Below are 26,738 nucleotides of genomic sequence, written 5' to 3' on the forward strand. Positions count from 1 at the left end.
CCTCCATCATCTACCACGCCGACTCACAACCAAAAATATGCTAGAATAGAGAGATAGAATACGAGAATTGCTTACGAAGCAAGCTTTCCGACGGAAAGTGTTAGGAGGCCTTAAATGTCCATTCGATTCGTGATTGGTAGAGCCGGAAGCGGCAAGAGTGAACGCTGTCTTACGGAAATGAAACAGCAGCTGGCATCGGCGCCCGAAGGTGATCCGTTGATTTTACTTGTTCCTGAACAAGCTACATTTCAAGCTGAGCATGCTCTGGTATCGGATCCAAGTATTCGTGGGATGATCCGAGCACAAGTATTAAGCTTTCACCGTTTAGCTTGGCGTGTCATGCAAGAAAAAGGCGGGACAGCTCGGCTGCCTATTGATGATACAGGAAAGAAACTGCTGTTAACGAGCATTTTACATAAATACAAGGATAAACTCCGACTCTTTGGTCATTCCGCTGAGCAAATGGGCTTTATCGACCGATTGAATCAGCTCTTTACGGAAATGAAACGCTACTGTGTGACGGCTGAACAATTGGAAACGCATGAGAATAAACGAGTCACTAACCTGGGTGAACACGGTTTGCTGCGGGACAAAATGCATGATATTCAACTGGTGTATCGTCAATTTGAGGCTGATCTTGCGAAGCAGTATTTGGACGGAGAAGATTACTTGACGCTGCTCGCTGAGCAAGTTCAGAACTCGGTTTATTTGCATTCAGCGACAGTCTGGATTGATGGATTTCATGGCTTTACACCGCAAGAGTTCAAGGTGCTTGGTGCACTGTTTGCTACTTGTAAGCAAGTAACGATTACATTATGTCTGGATCGCGAACTGCAGGCGGAGGATACCCCGGATGAATTGGATTTATTTCATCCGACAGCTACGACGATGGTACGTTTACAGGATATCATATGGCAGCTGGGTCTTGGTGCGGCTGAAGTTCTTCATCTCGGTCAAGAGCGTTCACCGCGATACGAGGATAGTCCTGCGCTTGCCTATTTGGAGCAGAATTTTGACCGTCGAATCGGTGGCGGAGCTCCGAAATATAAGCCTTCTCCAGGAGAGAAAATTGGCGACCAGCTCGTTATTAGGGAAGCTGTGCATCGTCGTGCAGAGGTTGAAGGTGCAGTGCGTGACATGCTTCAGTTAGTTCGAGAGCATGGTGTACGCTGGCGTGAAATGGCCATCATGGTGCGGAATATGGAAGGGTATCAAGATCTGTTAAACATGGTGCTTACCGATTATGAGATCCCTCACTTTTTCGATCAGAAGCGTTCAGTGCTGCATCATCCACTCGTGGAATTCATTCGCTCTGCGCTCGAGGTTATACAGCATAATTGGCATTACGATGCCGTATTCCGTTGTATCAAAACAGATTTACTGCTGCCTCCTGACGCGACAACGAAAAGGACTGAGCTTGATAAATTAGAGAATTATGTGCTTGCATTCGGGATACAAGGCTATAGATGGACCGATGGCAAGCCATGGACGTATAAATTTCGTGCCAATTTGGAGCAAGCAGAAGAGGGGATAAATGAACAAACCGCGGAGCTTCAAGCTTTAAATACGAGTAAATCGTGGGTCGTTGGTCCATTGTTGGCGTTATCCAATCGCCTTACACAGGCGCGTACGGTAAAGGCTCAGGTCGAAGCGGTTTATGAGTTATTGGTAACCGTACAGGCGCCAGAGAAGTTAGAAGCGTGGACGCAGCAAGCAACACTTAATGGAAAGCCAGAAAAGGCTCGCGAGCACGGTCAAATGTGGAACAGTGTCATGGATATGCTTGATCAATTGGTAGAAACCATGGGCGATGATGAACTTTCCTTAGAGCTGTTTATCGGACTGATTGAAACAGGGATGGAAAGTATGAAGCTGGGGTTAGTTCCGCCATCGATGGATCAATTGCTGATCGGAAGTATGGATCGAACTCGCTCAAGCGGGATTCGGTATGCGTATATATTAGGTGTGAATGACGGGGTTATTCCTGCGCAGATGGCTGAGAAAGGTGTGCTCACAGAAGCGGAACGTAGTGTTCTAATGGACTCCGGATTACCAATGGCGGATGGAAGCCGTCGTAAGCTGTTAGATGAGCAATTTATCGTTTATACATCGTTGACTGTGCCAGGTAAGAGGCTTTGGATGAGTTATCCATTAGCAGATGAAGAGGGAAAATCCTTATTGCCTTCGGAGCTGATCAGGCAGATGCGACAGCTGTTCCCAGGAACGGAAGAACCTCTGCTTCTTGCCGAACCTTCAGCGGAAGCCCCTGAAAGTGAGCAAGCTGCCTATCTGTCGCATCCGACACAGGCGATCTCATATTTGGCTGTACGCATGAAGCATTGGATGCTAGGTGGCCGTATATCAGAACTATGGTGGGATGCGTACAATTGGTACGCGGAACAACCCGCTTGGCAGATGAAACTACAATCGCTGGTTCTGGCGTTGCAATATACAAACAAAGAGAAGGGGCTTTCCACTTCTACTAGCAAACTGTTATATGGGCAGCACTTACGAGCCAGCGTTTCGCGAATGGAGAAGTATGTAGCCTGTCCCTTCTCGCACTTTATTTCTCATGGTTTAAGGTTGCAAGAACGTCGCGTGTACCGCTTAGATGCTCCGGATATCGGACAATTGTTCCACGCAGCATTGAATCAATTTGTTCAGAACCTGCAGCAGGACCAGCTAGACTGGGGTTCGCTTTCCGCAGAGCAGTGTATGGAGAGGTCTGCACAAGTTGTGGACGAGCTCGCACCTAGACTCCAAGGAGAAATTCTCCTTAGTTCAAGTCGTTACGCTTATATAGCTCGGAAACTTAAACAAGTGGTTGGTAGGGGGGCTGTTATTCTCGGCGAACACGCCAGACATGGTCAATTTCAGCCACTAGGATTGGAGATTGATTTTGGACCAGGCAAGGATTTGCCGTCGTTAACGTTTGAATTGGAAAACGGTTGTACGATGGAGATTATCGGCCGAATCGACCGTGTGGATCGAGCGGATGGTGAGAACGGTGTGCTTTTACGAGTAATTGATTACAAATCCAGTCAAACAGCTTTGCAGCTCTCAGAAGTGTACTACGGATTATCCCTACAGATGCTGACTTACTTGGACGTAATACTTACACATGCAGAGACATGGCTTGGCGCCAAAGCGAAGCCGGCAGGTGTGCTTTATTTCCATGTACATAATCCGATGCTCCAACAAAAGAATGCTCTTGATCCTGCCTCTGTCGAAAAGGAGCTGCGTAAACGTTTCAAAATGAAGGGTTTGATTACGGCTGATGCTGAGATAGCTGGATTGATGGATGATGAGCTTATCCATAGCTCGGGGCATTCACAGCTCATCCCTGTTGCTTTAAAGAAAGATGGGAGTTTTTACTCGACTTCATCGGTAGCGACGGACGAGCAGTGGGATACGCTGCGGACCTATGTACGCAAACAAGTAAAGCAAATTGGCACGAACATTACGGACGGGCACGTTGATATTGCTCCTTATCGGTTAGGGAAAAAATCTGCCTGTCAGCATTGCTCGTATACGTCGATTTGTCAAATAGATCCCTTATTCGAAGGGAATGACATACAAGTCTTTCGACCACGTGCGAAGGATCAAGTATGGACGGAGTTGGCTGCGCAAGTAGGCCATACGTGAAGGTAGAAAGGAGCTTACAAGGTGAGGCATCAGCAAGAACCTAAACCTATCGGTAGTACATGGACGGACGATCAATGGGACGCAATAACCCTCAAAGGTCAGAATATGTTAGTTGCCGCAGCTGCGGGATCTGGTAAGACAGCCGTGCTTGTTGAACGTATCATTCGACGGATCTCTAACGAGTGGGAGCCAATCGATGTAGACCGTTTACTAGTTGCTACCTTTACGAAGGCGGCAGCATCTGAAATGAAGCATCGGATTCGAGAAGCGCTGGAGAAAGAACTCATGAAACAGCCCCATTCCCAACATTTGCGTAAGCAGCTAGCACTAATGGGGAAAGCATCCATTACCACGCTGCACTCATTTTGTTTAGAGGTTGTACAACGGTATTTTAGTCTAATTCAATTAGATCCTGGCTTTCGCATTGCGAATGAAACGGAAGCGGATTTACTTCGTCAAGATCTGCTTGGCGAGATGCTAGAAGAGTACTATGCAGCAAGTGATGAGAATAGCGCCTTTTGGCGATTAGTTGACTCCTTCAGTGGTGAGCGTAATGATAACGCGATTATGCAGCTTATTCAGAAGCTTTACGATGTATCGCGCAGTCATCCTTGGCCAGAGCATTGGCTTAGAGGGACAGCTTCTATGTTCGGGCCACCAGCACGTCAAGAGGACCAATTTGTGGATGAAGCAACAGTTGCATTCGAAGAAGCTTTGCCTTATGTTGCCGCGGCATCTGCATCTGTGGATTATTCACTATGGGAGCAAAGTCTTATTCGTGATCTTTCCCTTGAATTAGAGGGAGCAGCGGACTTGCTGGGACAAGCCATCTATATCGCAGAATCCCCGGGAGGACCTGCACCGTATATCGATAATTTACGCGATGATTTGCTGCTCGTTCAGAATTTACTGGAAACAACGACATACCCCTGGTCCGTCTTGTATCTTGGTTTTCAAACCGTCGAGTTCGGCAAGCTCAAAGCATGTAAAGGCGATGATTATGACAAAGGACTGCAAGAAGAAGTTAAAGAAATACGGAACAAGGCGAAGGAGCAAATTAACAAATTAAAAGAAGAATTGTTCGGCCGGACACCAGAGCAATTTCATCAAGAAATTGCAGTCATGGCTCCTTTGCTACACGTCCTTGTCGATCTCATCGTTGATTTTGGCGAAAGATACCAAGCAGCTAAGGCGGCGAAGGGTCTGATTGACTTTGCTGATTTGGAGCATTACTGCTTGCAAATTCTTAGTGCACCTGGGTCCATGCCTGGCGAATTATATCCTTCGGAAGCTGCACAGGCGTATCGGAAACAATTTGCCGAAGTGCTTCTTGATGAATATCAGGATACGAATCGTGTCCAAGAAGCTATTGTTGAGTTGATTTCGACAGCAAAGCCTGGTAATCGGTTTATGGTCGGCGATGTGAAACAAAGTATTTATCGGTTTCGATTGGCAGAGCCAGGGTTATTTCTAGAAAAATACAAAGCGTATCGTTCGAACAAAGATGAAGTGTCTGAGCGTGAAATGAACGGTGGAAGAATTGACTTAGCCAGAAATTTCCGTAGTCGTCTTCAAGTCGTCGACGCGGTTAACTTTATTTTCAAACAAATGATGAATGAAACTGTCGGTGAAATTGCTTACGATGAGCGTGCAGAACTGGTGTATGGGGCTGGGTATCCGCCTTCTGCATCCGATTGTTCTGTGGAAATGCTGATCATAGACCGGGCGAAAGATGGAGCCGACAAAAGCGATACATTCGTGGAAGAATCGGATGAAAATGGGGACGAATCGAACGGCGACAGTGCTGAAAGCGGGACTGATCCTGCCTTGGAAGCAGAAGAGCTGGAAACTGCGCAGCTGGAAGCACGTACTATTGCTCGTCAAATCAGGGGTTTATTAGGTGCTGAGAATCAAGAATCATTTCAGGTGTTTGATAAAAGAACGGGCGGTAATCGGCCGGCAACCTACAGGGATATCGTGATTTTACTGAGGGCTACTCAAGCGTGGTCTCCCATTTTGATCGACGAGCTGAAGAAACAGGGAATACCTGCATATGCTGAGCTCAGTACAGGGTACTTCTCGGCAACAGAAGTCGAGACGATGCTCTCCCTATTGAAGGTCATAGACAACCCTTATCAGGACGTACCTTTGGCTGCTGTTTTGCGATCACCTATGGTGGGTCTGACTGCTGAGCATTTAGCACAAATTCGAGTTGCGGATAAATCCGTAGCTTTCTATGAGTCTGTACTGCGCACAGCTAAGCAAAATACCTTTAATGAGAATGAGAATGAGAATGACCAGTTGCCCATGAAATTGACAGTATTTCTTGAACAATTAGAACAATGGCGAAATGATGCGAGGCAGGGCTCTCTTGCTGACTTGATCTGGGGTATTTTTAGACAAACCGGCTATTATGATTTCGCTGGCGGTTTGCCTGGCGGCATGCAAAGACAAGCCAATTTAAGGGCGCTTTATGATAGAGCTAGACAATACGAGAGTACATCCTTGCGTGGATTATTCCGCTTTTTACGATTTATTGAGCGGATGAAAGAAAGCGGAGGCGATCTTGGAACCGCACGTGCGCTAGGTGAACAGGAAGACGTCGTACGAATTATGTCCATTCATAAGAGTAAGGGTTTGGAATTTCCTGTGGTTTTCGTGGCGGGAATGGCGAAAATGTTTAATCAACGCGATTTGAATGAAGCATTTTTATTGCATAAAGAGCTTGGCTTTGGACCGAGATTTGTAGATACGACGCTTCGTGTCAGTTACCCGACGTTACCTTCTCTTGCTATTAAGAAGAGGCTGAAACTAGAGCTTCTAGCTGAAGAAATGCGTGTTCTATATGTAGCTCTTACGAGAGCGCGAGAGAAGTTGTACCTATTAGGCACTGTGAAATCTCTTGATAAACTTCTGCGCGGATGGGGACGTCACTTATCAAGAGAGGCTTGGTACTTGCCTGATTTTGAGTTAGCAAAAGCGAAGAGCTATCTGGATTGGGTAGGACCGGCGCTGCTTCGTCATCCTGATGCAGTCTTGTGGCGAGAAAGACTTGGCCTTAGTGAGATGTCTTCAGGTGTACGTTTGCTGCGTGATTCTTCGCAATGGAAACTATCTGTCATTACGCCAGAAAGCTTGCAGCAATTGGATGTTTTAGAAGATGCGGCTTTCGAGCCAGATCAAGATCGATTTATGGCAATACAGCAACGAGAGGTTGTCACTACATCGGGGAAATGGAAAGATACTTTAAATGAGCGTTTATCCTGGCAATATGATTTTCCAGATGCACCTAAACATTTTGCCAAAACCACAGTTTCGGAGATGAAACGATTATCTGAAATCAACCGAATCGCAGATGAGTTGGAGTCACCGAACTCTGTGGATACCACATCTATAATGGGGCCTGCGTCAGTAACCAGTCAACCAGCTCCTTCGATTTGGCGTAGACCGAGATTTATGGAAGAGAAGAAGCTGACTGCGGCAGAGAAAGGGACTGTCGTTCATGCTGTTATGCAAAACATGTCCCTATCGGAATTGCCTACTGAGGCAAGTATCCAATCGACACTCCAGGAGATGTTGGACAAACAAACCATGACGCAAGAGCAGCGTGATGTGGTAGATATTCCTGTCATATTGAAGTTTTTTGAGACGTCGGTAGGCAAAAGAATGATTCAGTCACATCATGTTCAGCGTGAGGTTCCATTTAGCTATGGACTTCCTGCAGATGAGGTTTATTCGGAGACGGATCCATCAACGCTTGGTGAGACAGTGCTTATTCAAGGGGTCATAGACTGTCTATTTGAAGATGAACTGGGACTCGTTCTCGTAGATTATAAAACAGATGCTGTTAGAGGAAGCACGGAATCAGAACTTCAGCTACGCTATGAGAAGCAAATAGGTTTGTACGCACGAGCTGTGGAACATATATGGAAACGTCCGATACATGGAAAATTCCTCTATTTCTTTGATGGAGCGAAGTTGGTAGAAATGTAGTCATAGAAAACGAAAGCCAAACTAGGGGTAGGAAGGAGATGAGACATGCGAATTTTACACACAGCGGATTGGCATTTTGGACGAGCCTTGGAAGGTCAAAGTCGGATGGATGAACAAATCGCGTTTATGGATGAACTTGTGCGCATCGTAGAAGATCAAGCAATTGATCTAGTGTTGATTGCAGGAGATATTTATGACAGTGTGAATCCTCCTGCTGCAGCGGAGCAGCTGTTTTATGAGGGCATTGCTAGATTGGCTAATGGCGGCAAAAGGCATGTGGCGATTATTTCAGGAAATCATGATCATCCGGATCGGCTTGCAGCTTCGGGTCCACTAGCAGCAACGCAAGGAATCACCTTGATAGGTTTGCCAATTCAAGAAATTCAGTCGATTGGAATTGCGCGTACAGGTGAGCTTGCACGACTAATCGCTTTACCGTATCCATCAGAGTCACGATTGAAGGAGTTGTTGTCCGAGGTTGCGGAGGAAGAAGTGCTGCGCAGCAAATATTCGGAGCGAGTTGGTGCACTCATTCGCAAACAAGCTGCATCCTTCGAGGCTAACACAGTGAATTTGATTATGAGTCATCTGTATGTCCTTGGAGGGCATGAAACGGAATCTGAACGACCTATCCAGGTTGGTGGCGCTTATACAGTTGATACAACAGCTTTGACAGCGGGAGCACAATACGTTGCGCTAGGCCATTTGCATCGTCCTCAAAATGTGAAGGCAGTATCACCCATTCGATATAGTGGATCACCGTTAGCCTACAGCTTTTCGGAAGCGGGTCAAGCCAAATCGGTGACTGTTCTTGATCTTGCCCCAGGCCAGGTAGCTGAGCCCAAGGAGATTTTCTTGACCTCCGGTCGTCCACTTGTGAGCTGGAAGGCGAAGGAAGGCATTGGACAGGTTCATCAATGGTTAGATGAGCAACGGGATAGCACGGCATGGATTGATTTAGAGATCACGATGACATCGGCTATGTCCATTGAACAAATACAATCGTTACGAAAAGCGTATGAGGGATTCATTCACATTCGCCCCATCTATCCAGAAATGGAAGTTGTACGTTCGGCAATGCCGAGAGCAGCATTCTCGATGGAAGAGCATTTCACGCGCTTCTATGCGCGCCAAACGGGAGGCGCACAGCCTGAGCCTGCATTAGTTCAATTATTTTTGGAGCTGCTGCAAGAGAGAGATGTTGGGGATTCCACTGGCACCGAGTAATTGAGCGGGGATGGATGTTATTAGGTGAGAAGTTGATAGTAAATGTTTTCCCCAATTAACACTTGTGGATAACTTTTCGGTGTGTATGAAAGGAGGGAATACATTGCGTCCAATTCAGTTACAGATGTCTGGTTTGCAAAGCTATCGAGAGCTGCAAACGATTGATTTTAGCCAACTCGTGGATGCGGGTGTGTTTGGTATTTTTGGACCAACGGGCAGCGGGAAATCATCGATCTTAGATGCGATAACGCTATCCCTCTACGGCAAAGTAGAAAGGGCAAGCGGTGGCACACAAGCGATCATGAATCATGCGGAGCAAACGCTGTTCGTTTCTTTTACATTTGAGCTGACTAACGCATCGAGCACAGCGCGCTACCGAGTTGAGCGGCAATTCAAGCGAGGAGCTGAAATGTCCATCAACGGAACAATTTCACGTCTCTTACATATACGCGATAACGAAACGATTGTGCTGGCGGATAAGGCAGGCGAAGTCAATCAACAAGTCCAGAATATACTCGGTCTGTCCATGCAGGATTTTACAAGAGCAGTCGTACTCCCGCAAGGGAAGTTCGCAGAGTTCCTGACTTTGACAGGCAAAGATCGCAGGCAAATGCTCCAGCGGCTTTTCCATCTTGAAACCTATGGTGACCAATTAAGCGCAAAGGTCAGCTCTAAAGTAAAGGAAACGGACAGTGCTGTTAAACAACTTGCTGCCGAACAGCAGGGCTTGGGCGATGCGACCACAGCTGCTTTGGAGGAAGCGAATAGAAGACTTCTTGAAACGGAACAAGAAGCGGTACGAAGTCGACTTCATTTGGAGCAGCAGGAGAAGGCCTACGAAGAAAACAAACAAGTCTATCAATGGATAAAGGAATCGGAAGGTCTTGAACAGGAGCAGCAAAAGCATCATGAACAAGAAGGGTACATTGCTGAAAAAGAACAGATCCTAAAGCTGGCTGAACAAGCGGAGCGGGTTATTCCCTACTTGGATCAACATAAATTAGCTGCTAAAGATGTGTTATCAAGCCAAGCACTTCTTGAAACGGCAACGTCATCCCTTGCTAGCTCGGAAACTGATTTCCAGCAAGCGTCCCTCGCTTTTGACAAAGCGGGGCAGGAGCTAGTCGCACAAGAAGGGCCATTATTGCTGCGTTTGGATCAATTAGAACAAGCGCTTGTGATTGGGCAAGAGCTCGAACAAGTGCAGTCTCAAATTCAAATGGCTCAAACACAAGAAGCTGAGGTTAAATCAGCATTATTGAGTTTGCAAGCGGAGATGTCTAAAGCGCATGAAACGAAACAAAAAGCGGTTGCCAAACAAACAGAACTGAAAGCTCAATTAAAACTAGTTGAAACGGATGCTGCGAAGAGGCAACAATTGCAACTTGCTGTGCAGGAGAAAAAGGCCATACTTCTTTTACAGACTCAAGAGCTAGAAGCACAAAGAAATAAAGATGACAAAATAAGGGCATGTAAGACTGTGGAACAGTCGAGAGCTTTGATTTTGGACAAACAGAGAGTGTTGTATTCTCAGCTTATAAGTTGGTTTGAAGCTAGTGCTTCGTGTGAACGGCAATTGCAGAAACAACAAGGCTTATTTACAGCTTTCTCGACCGGCCTGCAAGGGTGGTTGGAGGAGCAAAGAAAGCAATTGAAGCATCAAGAGCGTCATGCGTTGGCTGCTCTGTTGGCTGCAGAATTGGAAATGGGTGAATCATGCCCTGTGTGTGGAGCGCTAGAGCATCCTGCGCTGCATAAGAGCAGCGGGAAGGCAGTGGATCCGGACACGACAAGTGTCTCTGAAAGTCTACTGTATCAGATTGAGCCCTTCTTGCAGCAAGCGAAAGAAAGCCAGTATCAAGGGTTGCAACTCATTCGTAGAATGACGGATCAACATAATCAGGCCGCTGAATTGAAGTTCCCTGATGAAACGATAAGTAAGCGAATAGATGTATTTGCTGGACGCAATCTTGCACTTCAAGAAGCTGCCGCAGGTCAAGAAATTGGTGCTCAGCTAAGTTCATCTAGCTCGTTTATGCTCATGAGCTTGGAGGATTGGCATAAGGCATGGGATAGTGTGAACTCAGCTTCTCAATCAGTTGCTACTCAAGTGGAAGCGTCTGAGAGGGTTTATGAGAATTTGCTCAAAGAACATGTACAATTGACACAACAAGATCTAGTCTTTGGAGCGCAAGCGCAAGCGGCTGCTAGCTTGGTTGTGGAAGCTGAAGCTAGATTAAGTGGCCTGACGGCTGCCATCCAAGATCAAGTTCTCCAGTGGCAAGAGCGATTCGCAGAGCTGAGCTGGGAAATTGTTGAAGAACAACTCCAACAGATCCTTGATCATGAGCGGATAGCGGATGAACTGCGTGGCCGCATTGAGAAAAGCATCCCTTTCCTCGAGGAGCTGCTCGTCAACATCGAGAAGCTACAGCTTGCTGCTCAGGAACGTGAGCGTACAGCCTTGCAGCTCCATGAGCGGCTGCAAGGGCTCTCGCTGCTCGCCGCTGACAAGTCGCGGCAGCTCGCACTGCGCGCGCCTGGCGCGGCGGTGCCGCAGCTCATCGCGGAGGCAACCTCCGCGCTAGCGCAGCTGCGGCAGCTCGCGCAGCAGACCAAGCTCGCGCACGCTGCTGCGCAGCGCGAGCAGTCCCTGGCGGCGCAGCGCTACAGCGCCGCCGCCGAAGCCGCTGCCGCCGCGGCGCGGCAGCTGGCGCAGACCGAGCGCGCGCTGGCCAGCGCGCTCGAGAAAGGCGGCTTCGCATCGCGCGAAGCCGCAGAGGCCGCGGCGCTGGCGCCTGAGCAGCGCCGCCAATGGGCTCAGCTCGCGGCGGAGCACCGCGAGCGCGAGCAGGCGCTGCGCGCCCAGCTGGCGCAGCTGGCAGCGAAGCTGCAGGGCCGCGTGCTGAGCGCGGCCGAGTGGGCGCAGTCGCAGGCGCAGCTGAGCGATGCGAAGGCCGCCGCCGAGGCCGCGCTGGAGGCGCGCGCTAAGGCGGCGCAGGGCGCCAGCGAGCTCGCTGCGCGGCACTTGCGCTGGTGCGAGCTCGAAGCGCAGCGCGCTGAGCAGGCGACGCTGCTAGAACGGCTTGGCAAGCTGCAAGCCGTTCTCAAGGCGAATGCCTTCGTCGAGTACCTTGCCGAAGAGCAGTTAATGCAAGTAAGCCGCGCGGCATCTGAGAGACTGGGTGAGTTAACGCGTCGACGATATGGGATTGAGGTCGATTCTGGCGGTGGCTTCGTCATTCGTGACGATGCGAATGGTGGGGTGAAGCGACCAGTTGGCACACTTTCTGGTGGGGAAACCTTCCTTACCTCGTTAGCATTAGCGTTAGCCTTGTCCGCTCAGATTCAGCTGAAAGGCGAATATCCTTTAGAGTTTTTCTTCCTCGATGAAGGCTTCGGCACACTGGACCAAGAGTTGCTAGACATGGTTATAGGTGCACTAGAGAAGCTGCATACAGATCGATTAGCTGTAGGTGTCATCTCTCACGTGCCGGAACTCCGCGCACGACTCGTACGTAAATTAATTGTTCAACCTGCAGAACCATCTGGACGCGGGAGTCGCATTTCACTTGAAGAACTTTAAATGGATTGTTCAATAAGTCTATTTTTGAACACGGAATAGTTGAAGGAGCACAGCTTTCATTACGCTGCGCTCCTTTTTTCTATCACCCACATGAAGGCGAATGACCCACTATCGGTCAATAGCCTTTTTTTGTTTCCTGCCTGCTCCTTAGGTAAAGGCATCATGCCGAATCGTACAAGTTGGCATACACTGCACCAACATGACGAAAAGGGGAATGTGAATGGCAACATTTCATGAAGCACTGAAACATAAGAATCGTCTCTCGCCTGTATTATTGAAAAGGGCAGAGGTTATGGGTGTCGGCGTCGGATACGCAGATCCCAAAAAACCAACCGCGGGTGCGAGCGTCATTGTGTACACCCATCAAAAAATCATGCCATCAGGATTAAATAGTTTGAAGAGCGTTGCTTCTAGATTAGGTTCGTCTGTTCCTGTGCGTTTTCTCTCTGCGGATTCTTTCAAAGCACATGTGTTAAAGGCTCCTAAACCCAAAGTGTACAGGGCAACTACTTTTCAAAGTAGAAATCGTCCAGTGCCTGGCGGGGTGAGCGTTGGTAAAACGAATCCTTCCTCGACAGGGACTGCTGGCTTAATCGTAATCAAAAATAACCAACTTTACATTCTAAGTAACAACCATGTACTGATCAGAAATAATTCTTCTGCATTCTCTGAAACGGTCCAACCTGGTCCGGCAGATGGGGGGACATCGGGGGCTGATCGTGTAGGGAGAGCGTATCAATTTGTTCCGTTACGTCCTGGTGAAGTTAATTTTCAGGATTCGTCTATTGCCCTTCCAACCTCAAATAGTCTATTAAACCCAAGATATTTACGCAGTGCATCGGGCGATTTAATTATAGTGCCAGGCCATCTTCTAAGTTATCCTGTTGGGCTTCAAGTGTTTAAATCTGGTCGTACATCAGGTGCTGTAAGAGGAACTGTGGAGTCTAATAATGTGGATGTGCGTGTTTCTTATGGAGGCAGCTTAGGTACGCTGTTGTTTCGCAATCAGACTGTCATTGTAGGAACTTCGGGTCCCGTATCACTTCCGGGTGATTCAGGCTCTGTATGGCTCCGTTCCAGCGATCGTTATGCGGTAGCACTTAATTTCGCTGGTCCAGCGGATGGTTCACGTTCGATTAGTAATCCGATCGGTGTTGTTATGGCATCATATGGGGTACGTACGGCTATTCCAGCTGCAGGTGGCACATATACGGCAGGTAAAATAAAAGGTGCTGCACCTCACGGTGATGCCTCTTATGTACAGCCTCTAACAGCGCAACAACGGAAGCGTACTAGAGCTATTTTAGTAAAATCCCATAAATGAAATAAGTAGTTAGAACTGGAATTCCGATGGCTATTCACATAAAACGAGGTGATCGCAATCCTTGTTTCTGTTTCATAGCCATCGGCAGTTCCATTTACATATGTCCACGACTCAATCATTTGCTGGCGATCCCGATCTCTGGTAGAATCGTCTGCCCCTCTAGTGCCACCCCATAAGAGATAGATTTCAAATAAGCCAATTGCTTTTCTTCATACACGGAACCTTTGGGAACGATTTGATTTTTTTCAATGTATAAAGGTTGAAATGACATCTCGATTTGCTCTTCATCGAGCTTCAAATGGAGCAGACCCGTGTCCGCTTTGGGACCAGTGACATAGTCAGGGAATAGGAAATTACCGATTGAATAGGCAATGGGCTTGCCTTTGTAATATTCAAAACCTTGCAACACATGCACATGACTCCCGATGATGGCATCTGCACCTGCATCTATCATTTGTTTGGCGAATTCACGCTGCCATGCCTCAGGGCGATTATTCATCTCCACTCCCCAATGTAAATAGACGAGAACGTAATCGGCACTCTCGCGTTCCCGAGCGATTGCATCAAGCACTGGCTTTCGATCATAGGCCTGAGCAATACCAGGCTTGTTCTTACCTGCAAACCAATCTCCGGTTGGGATGAACCGAGAGAAGGCGAGAAATTTCACTGTTTTTCCTTTCACATTAACACTCTTTGCTCGGTACGCTTCTTGTGCATTCAGACCACCTCCCACATAAAGCAGGCCAGCTGTATCTAGATGGGTAAGTGTGTCGAGAAAACCCTTCTGCAAGAAATCCATGGAATGATTATTGGCAACGGATACCATATCAAAACCAGCATTCTTCAAACCAGTAAGGGATTCGGGATTCGATTTAAAATTATAGATCTGATTGGTATCCTTTTCATTCTCCAGGGTTACTGCCGTTTCAAGATTGACGAAAGAGAAATCAGCCTGTTCAATTTCGGATTGAATATGTAAGAAGGGATAATCGGGGCCATATCGGTTAATCGCTTCTTTGACTGACCAATCGAACATCGCATCGCCGGCATAGAGAATATGCAAGGGTTCTGGTCTATCATAATTGGTTGGTGTTGGTTGTACATATACGACACTTGGGGAACTGTCCGTATCGATTGTACCGAGAATAGAGAGTGGTGTTTGGCTAATTTCTTCAATGGATCCTGTCGGTTTTGTCGTTGGTAAGGGTTCCAAAACGTGTTCGATGTTTACTTCCTGTGCAGATTCAGATGATCTTGATTCAATAGGGATGGACTTCATTCCAATGGACAAGGGGTTAAGTGTGGCTTCACAACCAACAAATAATGAACTTATACAAACTGCCAACAGGAGAACTACCCCTTTATTTTTCATACGATGCAAACCCTTTCGCACTCTCTTTTTCTATATTTTAACAATGGTTAATTGCAAAAGGGATCGAACCCTCGTGTTGAAATCATGAAATTCGAGCCAACTTTATCTGAAAGGTAGGGGATTTTGTAATTTTTTTGAGGAATATGCTACTTTTCCCCTTCTGATAACGTATCAAGTACAAGTGAATATTTTAGAACACCTTGAAAGGGAGTATGTATCTCTTGAAAATGAATAAACAAATAGGAATTCTATCACTGGCTGTTAGTATTCTTGCAGCGGGTATCGCGGGATCTCCTGCACCTACACGTGCGGATGTTGTATGGGATCATTGGACACAAGCAGAGACGTTGCAAGCGTCTGGAAATTCTAAAGCAGCAGTTCCCCATTGGATATATCTGGCTGACCATTATGCGAGTGCGGGGGACTGGGAGAACGCGGCCCTTTTCAGTGGCAAATTAGACAAGTATTTTGACGATATCGGTGATTATGATCAAGCGATTCGTTATTATGAACAGGAGAATCAATATTGGGTTAATGCAGGCAAGGATTGGGGCGCTGTTAAATTGCAGCGTGCGGATCAAATTCGGACAACCGTTGAATTGTATCGGGAAGAAAATATCGAGAGCATCGTTCAGGAGCGTTCCCAATCAGTCGGCTCGCGCTTAGCTAAGTTTGAACCAGCCTACGGGACATATTTAGGTATGTATTCCGAGCAAGACCCTAAAGTCGGTAATACATTTACAAAAATGCAATCCGTCTATGGCAAAAAGCATGCGATTTACTTAGCCTATGCTCACTGGGGTCAAGGTTTTCCATCCTCCTATGCAAAGCGTGCCAAAGACGCTGGCGGTGCCTTGCAAATCGCATGGGAGCCAGACAATGGACTAGATCCTGTTACAGATGGAGCCTATTTACGGAGCTGGGCCAAAGAGGCGAAAGCTGCTGGAATTCCTATTTTTTTACGATTTGCTGGGGAAATGAATGGCGCTTGGGTGAAATGGCATGGGAATCCTGCGCAGTATATCGCGAAGTTTAGAATGCTTCATGATGTATTTGCTACGGATGCGCCGAATGTGGCTATGGTGTGGAGTCCGGGAGATGTACCGGCTAACGATATCGATCCTTACTATCCAGGAGATGCTTATGTGGACTGGGTTGGTGTCAGTTTATACATCGAGCCTTACGAAAATGGAGATCCATCACTACCCTCCATGCTTGCGACAAGCAACGTTGAAAGACTTACAAGATTGTACAACACCTATGCGGACCGTAAACCTTTGATGCTGAGTGAGACTGGTGTTCCACATTACTCACATTCGGCTGGTGAAGATTACACGGAATGGGCGAAGTTGAATCTACAGCGTTTGTATGAAATTATGCCTTACAAGTATCCAAGATTGAAAGCTATTACGTATTTTAATGTGGATCAACAAATGAATAATGCGAAGAATGACTACTCGTTATCGACTTCCTCTGATATTCAAACTTATTACAGCCAGTTGATCGCGAATCCTTATCTGCTTTCTGAAGTGAAAGACGCAGCTAAACCAACTGACCGTGTAGGTTATGTGCCGATCGATGCTGATCACCAAGCATTTACGAAGCAGACGAGAATCATTCCTTTTATCAAAATACCTGAAGTGTACATTGGTAAAGTGGAGTATCTTCTGAATGGTCGAGTTATTGCTTCTCAAACGAGTTTACCTTACGGACTAGATCTTAAAGCTGGCGAGGTGCCAGAAGGCTCTGTTCTACAGCTGCGTGTCTTGAATAAATCCGGTCAACAAGTGGCGTTCCGCACGTTTGGAATTTCATCACAAGTTTCCGTGAATATCAATGGTAATGTACAGCAGTTTGAACAAGCCCCTGCTATTGTAAATGGATCGACATTTACGCCACTTCGAGCCATTTTCGAAGCAATGGGAGCTAAAGTTGATTATGAAGCGGCTACCCGATCCGTCACTGCAATCAAAGGGAACACTACCGTAAAGCTGACACTTGACCAAAAAACGGTCTATGTGAATGGCAAACCGATTGAATTGGAAGAACCAGCCAGACTAGTCAATGGCTACACACTTGCGCCTGCTAGATTCGTAGGTGAAACTTTTGGCGGGATCGTCAACTGGGATGGGGCAACTAGAACGGTGTCCATTACCAGCAAATAGTTCGTAAATAAAAAGCTGCTTCAATTTCTGACGACAAGTCAGATCTTGAGCAGCTTTTTGTTTATTGTTTCATTTGTGCAAAATTATACGTTCTGCAAGGCCTGCTCCACTTCCTGTACGATGGATAAAGCCGCGCTGCGCGCACTCGAGAATGCGCGTTCAGCAAGCTCGCCTTTCCCTGTGCAGCCGTCTCCACAGAAGTAGAACGGAATATTTTCCACGCGAGTTGGCAAAAGTCGATTGGTTGCAATATTTTTCACACTGGAAACCATCGCTTTCTTGGAAACACGCTTAACCGCAGTGACATCGCGCCAGCCCGGGTAATGCATGTCGAATAGGGCTTCCATTTGAGAGGTTTTATTGTCCAAATAGATCTTGCGTTCATCGTCGGTATCGAATTTATCACTTAGGTAAGCGATACCTTGGAGCAATTGTCCACCCTCTGGGACTAGTGTATGGTCTGTTGCAGAAACATCGCTGATGAATAGTTTATTATCCATGTCGCTAATGTAACTAAATGGTCTAGCGACGACGCGGCTTAATCCAATGTCATAAACCATAACTTCGGTTGCTGTGTTGGATTCATAGGGTGCTAAGAACGGTTCCCATGCCGAACCTTTAAGCAGTTTTACTACTTGTTGAACAGGCATTGCGAAGATCACTTTATCAAATGCCATTTCACGCGTTTTTGTTTTTAATACAAATTTACGATCCTCATAACGAAGTCCGTCGACACCTTCCTGTAAGGCGATTTCCCATTTGCCAGAAGTGGTCAACTTTTGTTTGAGCTGATTTGTGATAACAGCCCAGCTGCCCAAGACATAATTAACAGGCTTACTAGACAAGAACAAGTTGTGATAATACTCGCTGATTACAGCGCCGGACACGTTGCGAGCATCCTCAGGCGTAATGAAGAAGTTGGAGCAAACCAAATGCTCCCATAGTTCTTTAACATCTTCATCTGCGTTAGATTCGGCAAGATAGTCGGCTAAGGTAGCGTAGTTCTTGATATTGTGGATATTAGCAATAATGGCCGCGATTTCGCCTACAAAGCGAACTTTTTGAATCGTGCTTAGCAAATCAGTTTTGAGTAAATTAATGGCATCCAGCGGCGCGGTTGTAAGTTGATTGTGCTTCGCATAGACGACTTTTCGTTTATCTACTTGTTTAGAGGAGAAGGAAAGACCAAGTTCACGTTCCATCGTAGTCAGTGTATGACGATCAATTCCGTAGATGGCATGCGCACCGTAGTTGAGCGTGAAACCTGCTTTTTCATACGTAAATGCTCGCCCTCCCAGCTGTGGACTGCGTTCAAATAGAATACCTTCTACGTGTGGATTTTCTGATAAATACGCGGCTGCTGTTAAACCAGCTAAACCTCCGCCGATAATGGCTACTTTCATTCGCTTTTCCTCCTTGGGGACGGGTTCTACCTGCAACGATGCGTAAGGTTCTTCAGAACGAAGTCCTACCCAAAGCCAGGCTAAGTTGTTTTTCATCATGGAGAGCAGGTCGGCATCATCTTGATTGCACCAAGTGAGAATCGTTCCGGTATACATGCATACAAGCAGTTCAATCTTTTTAGGCTCCGGGAGCCAGTGCATTAAGCTTTGAGTCAGGACTTTCAATTGCTGAAGTTCTTCTGATTTTACCGTGTCATTTTGTAAAGAAAGTGCCTGTAAACTACGAATTAGTCGTGGTGACATTTGAATATTCGACGATAAGTCTAAAAATAGACGATTAATATGACCTTCTAGCGATTGTACCTTTGAGGGGGGCTGTTTCACCCAATCCTGAATCAGCTGCGTTTGTTTACTGTATAATGCTGAAATAATGGCATCTTTACTTTTGAAATAATGATAAAAGGTTCCTTTGGAGGTGCTGGTTGCTGCGATAATATCATCGACAGATACGTTCTCGTAGCCTTTCTCCATGAACATCGTTAAAGCAACTTCCATCATTACATCACGTTTTTTGCGGGTCGAGGCTCTCATGAATTGACTCATCCGCTCACTCCATTCAAACAATCCATTTACACTTATTATATGCAAAAATAGACTTACAGTCTACAAGTGAATTGACCGGTGTCCAAAACGATCTGCGGATTAAATAATCTAACTCATTCTTTCCCGTGTCGAGCTCATCAGATCGGTATATACTTCACATTAGAACCCCTTGAGAGGATGAAATAACCACTTGAATAAAGCAGATTTAGGATGGCATGTAAGTTTCGAAAAAGCATTTGAACCCTTTCTTAACGAAGAAGGATTTGTCGCAGGCCGCGTCTCCTTAGAACATAAACATATGTATCGCGTTCAGACGGAAGTTGGCGAAGTGTTAGCTGAAGTTTCTGGCAAAATGCGTCACCAAGCTCTACGTCGCGAGGATTACCCAGCAGTAGGGGATTGGGTAGTGATATCAATCCGTGAAGGAGAGCAACGTGCTGTGGTCCATGCCGTGCTTCCTCGTCGAAGTAAGTTTTCCCGTAAAGTGGCTGGACAAGTCACAGAAGAGCAAATTGTTGCGACCAATGTAGATACCGTTTTTCTGGTAAACGCTTTGAACCAAGATTTTAATGTTCGTCGAATTGAGCGCTACTTAGTCCTAGCCTGGGAGAGCGGCGCTAATCCCGTCATCGTATTAAGCAAGTCTGATCTGTGCGAGAACCCAGATGAGTTGGCAGCGGAAGTGGCGGCTGTTGCCATTGGCGTACCCATTCATATTATTAGCTCTGCCGAAAATCGCGGCTTTGATGAACTTGCTGGGTATATGACTCGCGGACAGACGGTTGCGCTGCTAGGCTCATCAGGGGTAGGGAAATCAACCTTAGTGAATCGAATTTATGGCAGAGATATTTTGAACACGGGAGACATTCGATCTGGGGATGACAAAGGAAAGCATACGACAACGCATCGTGAGCTGATTTTACTGCCGGATGGCGGTATTTTAATCGATACACCAGGAATGAGAGAACTGCAGCTTTGGAGCGCTTCCGATGGGTTGAGTACATCCTTCCAGGATATTGAGGAATATGCTGAGCAATGCTTCTTTCAAGATTGTAAGCATGAGAATGAACCCAAATGTGCGGTAAAATCCGCGTTAGACTCGGGAGCTTTGTCCGCGGAGCGTTTTCAGAATTATTTGAAATTACAGAAGGAGCTGGCTTATTTGGCTCGCAAAGAGGACAAAGGACTTCAAGCTGCTGAGAAAGCGAAATGGAAGAAGATCCACCAATCCCTCAAAAGTCAACCTCATCGCTAATTTCGATAAGATTTGGATTGGATTTTTTGAGAGCTTTCCGATAAACTTATAAGTAAGTAGGATAACAATGTCGGGAGGACGAATGGGTCAATGAGTGATTGTATCTTTTGTAAAATCATTGCGGGGGAGCTTCCCTCTAAGAAAGTCTATGAAGATGATCAGATTCTAGCTTTTCATGATATTCAGCCTGCAGCACCGATTCACGTCCTTATCATTCCGAAGAAACACTTTGCTTCACTATCGGCAGGACAGCCGGAAGATTGGGCAGTCGTGGGGCAAATGCAGCGTGTGGCTGCGCAAATTGCTAGAGAGCTAGAAGTAGAAGATTCCGGTTATCGTGTGATCACGAACATTGGAGCAAACGCTGGTCAAATTGTTCACCATTTGCATTATCATTTGATGGCAGGTGCTAGATTGGCACCGCTTGGGGTCCATAACTAATCTTTCTAGTAGGAAAGATCAGTTTTGCGATTGACACCCTAATTACTATCACCTATAATGAGATTTGATGAACCGTTTTGTCTTAGATGGTCTGTTCGGAGGGAGGGAAAACTGTTGTCAGAAACTCGAGTTCGTAAGAACGAAACTATAGATGCTGCACTTCGTCGCTTTAAGCGTTCCATCGCTAAGGATGGCGTTCTTGCAGAAGTTAAGAAACGTAAGCATTATGACAAGCCTAGCGTTAAGCGTAAGCTTAAATCTGAGGCTGCTCGTAAAAGAAAGTTCTAGGAGGCAACATGAGCTTAAGCGATCGATTGAACGAAGATATGAAACAAGCGATGAAGAGTCAGGACAAGTTTAAGCTCTCTGTAATTCGAATGGTACGTTCTACGATTAAGAATTCTGAGATTGATCTGAAAAGACCCTTAGACGACAATGAAGTGCTTGATGTTCTAACTCGTGAGATCAAACAGCGTAAGGATTCCCTCCAAGAATTTAGCAAGGCAGGTCGTGACGATCTAGCCGACAACCTGAAGGCGGAACTTGTTATTCTAGCTGAGTACATGCCGCAACAGCTTTCTGAGGAAGAAGTGAAAGCCATTGTACAGCAGACCATCCAGCAAATTGGTGCTTCTTCCAAAGCGGATATGGGCAAAGTGATGACGGCATTGATGCCTCAGGTTAAAGGACGCGCTGATGGTAAACTAATCAATCAGTTAGTTCAACAATTATTAGGTTAATACCAAATATGTTTCGTGAAGACCAAGTGGATTATTCCATTTGGTCTTTTTTCTACATAATCAGAAGCTTTTTCAAAATTTCTACTAATTTCCGAAACAGTTCATAAGTTAATACGTACATACCTATTGAGTAGGAAGTTTGAAGGGAAGGAGTGAACGACGATGTTTCTTGATAATCTATCCGCGTTTCTGACTCACCCTGTGACAGGTACTGTATTATTGATGGTTGGGATTATTGGTATAGCGCTGGAGCTGCTTTTTTTTAGTAGTGGATTGTTGGCTTTGGCGGGGGTTGCTGGCTTTGGTTTATATTTCTTAGGTTTTTACTTAGCTGGCTTTGCGAGTTTTGGAGACTTAGCCGTCTTGGGACTTGGTTTGGTTCTCTTGATTTTAGAATTGGTTGTGCCAAGTTTCGGTATTCTAAGTGTTCTTGGGGCAATTTGCCTATTCGGCGGTGTACTGATGGCTTCTTCAGATCCTAAGGAAGCGGCGTTCATGTTAGTTATTGCATTGCTAGTCGCCATTGTGGTTGTCATTGCAGCAATTAGAACGTTTAAACATCGCGGCATTTGGAACCGTTTCATTCTCAAGGAGCAGCTAACCATGAGCAAGGGTTTTACGTCGAGTCCAGATCGATCTAATTTAGTGGGTTTGACGGGGGAAGCTATAACGCCATTGCGACCTGCAGGTACGGCGTTGATTCAAGGAGAACGTGTTGATGTTGTCACGCATGGTAGTTTTATTTCCGTAAATAAAGCAATTATCGTTGTGGAAGTTGAAGGGGTTCGTGTTGTGGTGAAAGCCGCGGATGACCAACCTAATCATTAGGAGGATACAAACAAATGACGATTGAACCAGGCTTATACTTAGTGCTGCTTGCAGCCATCATTATCATCGTGTTATCGATTTTACTAAGTGTTGTACCAGTTATGCTATGGATTTCTGCGCTGGCTTCCGGTGTAAGAATCAGCATTATTACTTTGATTGCTATGAGACTACGTCGGGTAACCCCAAGTCGCATAGTAAACCCAATGATTAAAGCAACCAAAGCAGGTATTGATCTCAGTGTGAACCAACTGGAAAGTCACTATCTAGCAGGCGGAAACGTTGACCGAGTTGTGAATGCATTAATTGCTGCACATCGTGCCAAAATTCATTTGGAGTTTGAGCGCGCGGCGGCCATTGACTTGGCGGGTCGTGATGTGTTGTTAGCTGTTCAGATGAGTGTAAATCCGCGTGTTATTGAAACGCCGAATGTTTCAGCCGTCGCGAAGAACGGAATTGAGGTAAAGGTTATTGCGAGAGTTACGGTTCGTGCGAACATTGATCGACTCGTAGGTGGAGCCGGCGAAGAGACAATTATTGCCCGTGTCGGAGAGGGGATTGTGACAACCGTAGGTTCCAGTGAATCTCATAAGGATGTCCTAGAAAATCCAGACATGATCTCACGTACTGTTTTAGGTAAAGGCTTGGATGCGGGGACAGCTTTTGAAATTCTGTCTATTGATATTGCGGATGTGGATGTTGGTAAAAATATTGGTGCTCATTTGCAAACAGAGCAAGCGGAGGCAGACAAACGTATTGCTCAGGCGAAAGCAGAGGAACGCCGCGCAATGGCCGTTGCAGCAGAACAGGAAATGAAAGCACGAGTTGTTGAAATGCGTGCTAAGGTTGTTGAGTCAGAGTCACAAGTACCTCTTGCCATGGCTGAAGCTCTGAGAAATGGTCAATTAGGCGTAATGGATTACATGAATCTCAAAAATATTGAATCCGATACGCAAATGCGTTCATCTTTAGGTAAAGTAAACGATGGAAAAAATGAAAAAGAATAAGGTTTGTGAGGTGATCAAATGGAACAGCTTATCGCATTTTTATTTAAGAACTGGTATTTGGTCATTATAGCGTTAACCTTCTTCTATCAAATACAAAGCAGACGCAAGCGAGCTGAGCAGAGTGCGCAAAGGAAGGGGATGCCAACCTTTGGCAACGGCCCAGGCGACGCTAGAAGGTCTGCAGAAGCCAAGAAAGTACAACCAGCTCATATGGCTCCATCTAGTCGTCCAGAGCGCACACGAGACGAATTTAATCAGTCTGGGCTTGGTAGATCAACCGCAAGTGCTCAGAAGCAGAAGCCCTCACCCTTCACGCCAGTTGTGAAAAGTGGAACAACAGTAACTTCACCTATTTATTCTGATGAGATCTCAACTGCAAGCCAATTTCCAGATCAACCGAATCGGGATCAAGTGCTTCAAGGCGTTGTTTGGGCAGAGATATTAGGCCCGCCACGTGCCAAAAAGCCATACCGTCGATGACGACCATTTCATGAACGTCCTCTTGCTAATGCGAGGAGACGTTTTTTTTATGCCTCTTTTTCATAAAAGCGGCTACTGTCGCATAATTTGGTAGAAAGTCTATGCGCCTTTTCTGCATTCTCGATCTTCTAGTTAGAGGGGGTACTGCCCAGCTATGCGTCGCTTGACCCGCAAATGGAACCAGTTCACGGCCAAGATCCTTGATCTTCCCCAAGATGTTGTACAGGATTTGCCGCGAATCACGATGATCGGCAACGTACAGCTTTATGTTGAGAATCACCGGGGCGTACTGCATTTTTCCAGTGAAATTCTGAAACTGGAGTTAGCGAAAGGAACGCTGGAAGTATGCGGCCAACAATTGGTCATAAGAGCGATTCTTTCAGAAGAGGTATTCATTGAAGGCATCATCGATCATGTGAAATATATGCCTTAATGTAGTGGTAGTGCGAATGAGAACTGGAGGCTGAGTCATGAAACAATCCCTATTCATTGCCCGTTTGCGTGGCTATGTACGCATACAAATTAGAGGCAAGGACTGCGAAAGGTTGATTCGTCCCATGGTGGAGGGGGGCTTCTCCATTTGGGATATTCAAACTGGCAAAGATGGGAAGCTGGAGCTGTACATCCTTATCAAAGATTTCTTCCGACTTCGGCCGCTTTTGAAACGGACAGGCTGCAGAATGCATGTGGTAGAGCGGTTTGGGCTGCCATTTTTTATGGATAAAATTGGACGGAGAAAAGTATTATTTGGCGGCATTGCTGCTTTCATTATTAGTCTCTATATGCTCACGTCTTTGGTGTGGCAAGTGAGTGTGGACGGCAATGACCGTATTGCATCGTCGGACATTTTGCAGGCCGCATCCAAGCAAGGCATACATAAGTTTCAGTGGAAATTTAAGTTGGACAAGACCGAGGATCTCTCAAGGGCTATTCAGCAGCAATTACCTAGTGCAGCGTGGGTTGGTGTCGAAATTCGAGGGACGCACATCACAATTAAGGTTGTTGAGGCGACCATCCCAGGAAAAGATCCATTGAAAAATCCGAGAAACATTGTGGCTTCCAAAAGTGCGCTCGTAACGGAAATACAATCGGTAAAAGGAAAGCCGATGGTTAAACCGAATACCTATGTCCGCAAAGGGACTGTTTTGATCTCGGGTACGATTGGTGACGAGCAAAATAGTCAAATCGTGGTCGCAGATGGTAAGATAAGAGGAGTGGTCTGGTATACCTCCCGAATTGAAGCTCCGCTTACGAAACAATATAAGGTCTTCACAGGGGAAACAGAACATCGAAGTTATCTTGTAGTAGGTTCTAGAGCGTTGCAACTTACCGGCTATGGGAAGACAGCATTCGAACAATTTGAAACGATACCTGATCGCAAAACACTAGCTTGGCGCTCATTTTCAATCCCACTAGGTTGGCTACATGAGAAAATAATGGAGGTACATGTCGTTGAAGAGCCTGTGGAAGCGGCGAACGCGAAAAAGGTGGGAATCGAGCAAGCAAGAGCTAAATTATTGGCTTCTGCAGGTGAGGATTCGAGGATCGTTGGAGAAAAAATTTTGCATGAAAAAACAGAGAATGGTAAAATTTATATAGACGTTCATTTTGAGGTCGAAGAGAATATTGCTGAAGAACAACCAATAGTGACACAAGGAGAATGAGGCCCTGTTGATAGAAAATGCGCAATCTGTAAAAATTACATTGAAAAATCCAAATGAAGGACTAGCTTTGTTTGGTCCGCAGGATAAATTCTTACATGTCATCGAACGAGAAATTGAAGCTCAAATCTTTACGCGCGAAGCCGAAATAACAATTCAGGGCAGAGCTGCGGAAGTGAACTCACTTCAGCAGCTTTTTGAAGTTCTGCTGCAGCTGATTCGCAATAATTACACGGTAACTGAGCGAGATGTTCTATATGCTGTTGAGTTAGCGAAGCAAATGAAAGCAGAGCAATTATTAGATCTGTTCAAAGGTGAAATTACATCCACACATAAAGGAAAGCCGATTCGTGTCAAAACGATTGGGCAGAAGAAGTATGTGGACACAATCAAGAAGAAAGATATTGTCTTTGGGATAGGTCCAGCAGGAACAGGTAAGACCTATTTAGCAGTAGTTCTTGCCGTGACGCGATTGAAAGAAGGGGCTGTCAAACGTATTGTTCTCACACGTCCAGCCGTCGAAGCAGGGGAAAGTTTAGGGTTTCTGCCAGGGGACTTACAGGAAAAAGTTGACCCTTATTTACGCCCATTGTATGATGCTCTTAATGACGTCCTTGGGCCTGAGCAAGTTGCGAAGTCACTAGAGCGCGGACTCATCGAAATCGCCCCATTAGCCTATATGAGAGGGCGTACGTTGGACGATTCCTTCATCATTCTGGATGAGGCACAGAACACGACGCCAGAGCAAATGAAAATGTTTCTAACTAGGCTTGGTTTCGGTTCCAAAATGGTCATTACAGGCGATGTGACACAGATTGATTTACCTAGAGGGAAATCTTCTGGATTGGTTGAAGCGTCCCGTATTCTAAGTGGTATTGAAGAACTAGGCTTTATTTATTTTGATGAAGGTGATGTTGTACGTCATTCGCTTGTTCAGAAAATAATTGTTGCCTATAACGCTGAAATGAATAAGTAATGATGTAGGTTGGATAGATAGAGAGGAATGACCTC

General features: G+C 46.1%; 18 protein-coding genes. 16 read left to right on the forward strand and 2 right to left on the reverse strand.

Features of this window, described 5'->3' with window-relative positions; genetic code table 11:
- Window positions 1-114: 114 nt before the first annotated feature.
- The 5 genes from addB to L6I86_RS12255 all read left to right on the forward strand — a co-directional run bounded on the left by addB (window position 115) and on the right by L6I86_RS12255 (window position 13,775).
- Window positions 115-3,645, forward strand: coding sequence for a helicase-exonuclease AddAB subunit AddB (gene addB, locus L6I86_RS12235; protein WP_236287454.1), 3,531 nt, complete (start codon window positions 115-117; stop codon window positions 3,643-3,645).
- Window positions 3,646-3,666: 21 nt separating this feature from the next.
- Complete coding sequence (addA, locus tag L6I86_RS12240) at window positions 3,667-7,638, forward strand: helicase-exonuclease AddAB subunit AddA (RefSeq protein ID WP_236287455.1); 3,972 nt, start codon at window positions 3,667-3,669, stop codon at window positions 7,636-7,638.
- A gap of 45 nt (window positions 7,639-7,683) precedes the next feature.
- Window positions 7,684-8,865, forward strand: a complete 1,182-nt coding sequence (locus L6I86_RS12245; protein ID WP_236287458.1) for an exonuclease SbcCD subunit D — start codon at window positions 7,684-7,686, stop codon at window positions 8,863-8,865.
- A 103-nt stretch (window positions 8,866-8,968) separates the two neighbouring features.
- On the forward strand, window positions 8,969-12,451 hold the full coding sequence (locus L6I86_RS12250; protein WP_236287460.1) for an AAA family ATPase: 3,483 nt from the start codon (window positions 8,969-8,971) through the stop codon (window positions 12,449-12,451).
- A 220-nt stretch (window positions 12,452-12,671) separates the two neighbouring features.
- Window positions 12,672-13,775 (forward strand): chymotrypsin family serine protease, encoded by a 1,104-nt coding sequence (locus L6I86_RS12255; RefSeq protein WP_236287462.1) that lies wholly within the window; start codon window positions 12,672-12,674, stop codon window positions 13,773-13,775.
- Between the two features lie 115 nt (window positions 13,776-13,890).
- On the opposite strand, the gene L6I86_RS12260 is transcribed toward L6I86_RS12255, so the two are convergent.
- Window positions 13,891-14,988 (reverse strand): CapA family protein, encoded by a 1,098-nt coding sequence (locus L6I86_RS12260; protein ID WP_236287464.1) that lies wholly within the window; start codon window positions 14,986-14,988, stop codon window positions 13,891-13,893.
- Window positions 14,989-15,374: 386 nt separating this feature from the next.
- On the opposite strand from L6I86_RS12260, the gene L6I86_RS12265 reads away from it, so the two are divergent.
- A complete protein-coding gene (locus tag L6I86_RS12265) occupies window positions 15,375-17,312 on the forward strand; it encodes a stalk domain-containing protein (RefSeq protein ID WP_236287796.1) in 1,938 nt (645 codons plus the stop codon).
- Between the two features lie 83 nt (window positions 17,313-17,395).
- Here L6I86_RS12265 and L6I86_RS12270 read toward each other — a convergent pair whose 3' ends face one another.
- The gene (locus L6I86_RS12270; protein WP_236287466.1) at window positions 17,396-19,318 is read right to left on the reverse strand and encodes an FAD-dependent oxidoreductase; all 1,923 of its coding nucleotides are present in this window, start codon (window positions 19,316-19,318) and stop codon (window positions 17,396-17,398) included.
- 190 nt (window positions 19,319-19,508) lie between these two features.
- Between L6I86_RS12270 and rsgA the strand changes: the two genes are divergently transcribed.
- The 10 genes from rsgA to L6I86_RS12320 all read left to right on the forward strand — a co-directional run bounded on the left by rsgA (window position 19,509) and on the right by L6I86_RS12320 (window position 26,703).
- On the forward strand, window positions 19,509-20,573 hold the full coding sequence (rsgA, locus tag L6I86_RS12275) for a ribosome small subunit-dependent GTPase A (protein ID WP_236287468.1): 1,065 nt from the start codon (window positions 19,509-19,511) through the stop codon (window positions 20,571-20,573).
- A 90-nt stretch (window positions 20,574-20,663) separates the two neighbouring features.
- Window positions 20,664-21,014: a histidine triad nucleotide-binding protein gene (locus tag L6I86_RS12280; RefSeq protein WP_236287470.1), complete on the forward strand. Its 351-nt coding sequence runs from the start codon at window positions 20,664-20,666 to the stop codon at window positions 21,012-21,014.
- Between the two features lie 114 nt (window positions 21,015-21,128).
- Window positions 21,129-21,302, forward strand: coding sequence for a 30S ribosomal protein S21 (gene rpsU, locus L6I86_RS12285; protein WP_028558020.1), 174 nt, complete (start codon window positions 21,129-21,131; stop codon window positions 21,300-21,302).
- A gap of 8 nt (window positions 21,303-21,310) precedes the next feature.
- On the forward strand, window positions 21,311-21,754 hold the full coding sequence (locus L6I86_RS12290; RefSeq protein ID WP_171635233.1) for a GatB/YqeY domain-containing protein: 444 nt from the start codon (window positions 21,311-21,313) through the stop codon (window positions 21,752-21,754).
- A 162-nt stretch (window positions 21,755-21,916) separates the two neighbouring features.
- Complete coding sequence (locus L6I86_RS12295; protein ID WP_236287472.1) at window positions 21,917-22,582, forward strand: NfeD family protein; 666 nt, start codon at window positions 21,917-21,919, stop codon at window positions 22,580-22,582.
- Window positions 22,583-22,596: 14 nt separating this feature from the next.
- Window positions 22,597-23,586: a flotillin-like protein FloA gene (floA, locus tag L6I86_RS12300; protein ID WP_216626290.1), complete on the forward strand. Its 990-nt coding sequence runs from the start codon at window positions 22,597-22,599 to the stop codon at window positions 23,584-23,586.
- Window positions 23,587-23,604: 18 nt separating this feature from the next.
- A complete protein-coding gene (locus tag L6I86_RS12305; RefSeq protein ID WP_236287474.1) occupies window positions 23,605-24,066 on the forward strand; it encodes a hypothetical protein in 462 nt (153 codons plus the stop codon).
- Window positions 24,067-24,220: 154 nt separating this feature from the next.
- On the forward strand, window positions 24,221-24,499 hold the full coding sequence (gene yqfC, locus L6I86_RS12310; protein WP_056609736.1) for a sporulation protein YqfC: 279 nt from the start codon (window positions 24,221-24,223) through the stop codon (window positions 24,497-24,499).
- 37 nt (window positions 24,500-24,536) lie between these two features.
- Complete coding sequence (gene yqfD / locus L6I86_RS12315) at window positions 24,537-25,730, forward strand: sporulation protein YqfD (RefSeq protein WP_236287476.1); 1,194 nt, start codon at window positions 24,537-24,539, stop codon at window positions 25,728-25,730.
- A gap of 7 nt (window positions 25,731-25,737) precedes the next feature.
- Window positions 25,738-26,703, forward strand: a complete 966-nt coding sequence (locus L6I86_RS12320) for a PhoH family protein (protein ID WP_056609732.1) — start codon at window positions 25,738-25,740, stop codon at window positions 26,701-26,703.
- Window positions 26,704-26,738: the final 35 nt, after the last annotated feature.

This window comes from Paenibacillus allorhizoplanae (genome assembly GCF_927798215.1).
In the GTDB taxonomy this organism is placed as follows: domain Bacteria; phylum Bacillota; class Bacilli; order Paenibacillales; family NBRC-103111; genus Paenibacillus_E; species Paenibacillus_E allorhizoplanae.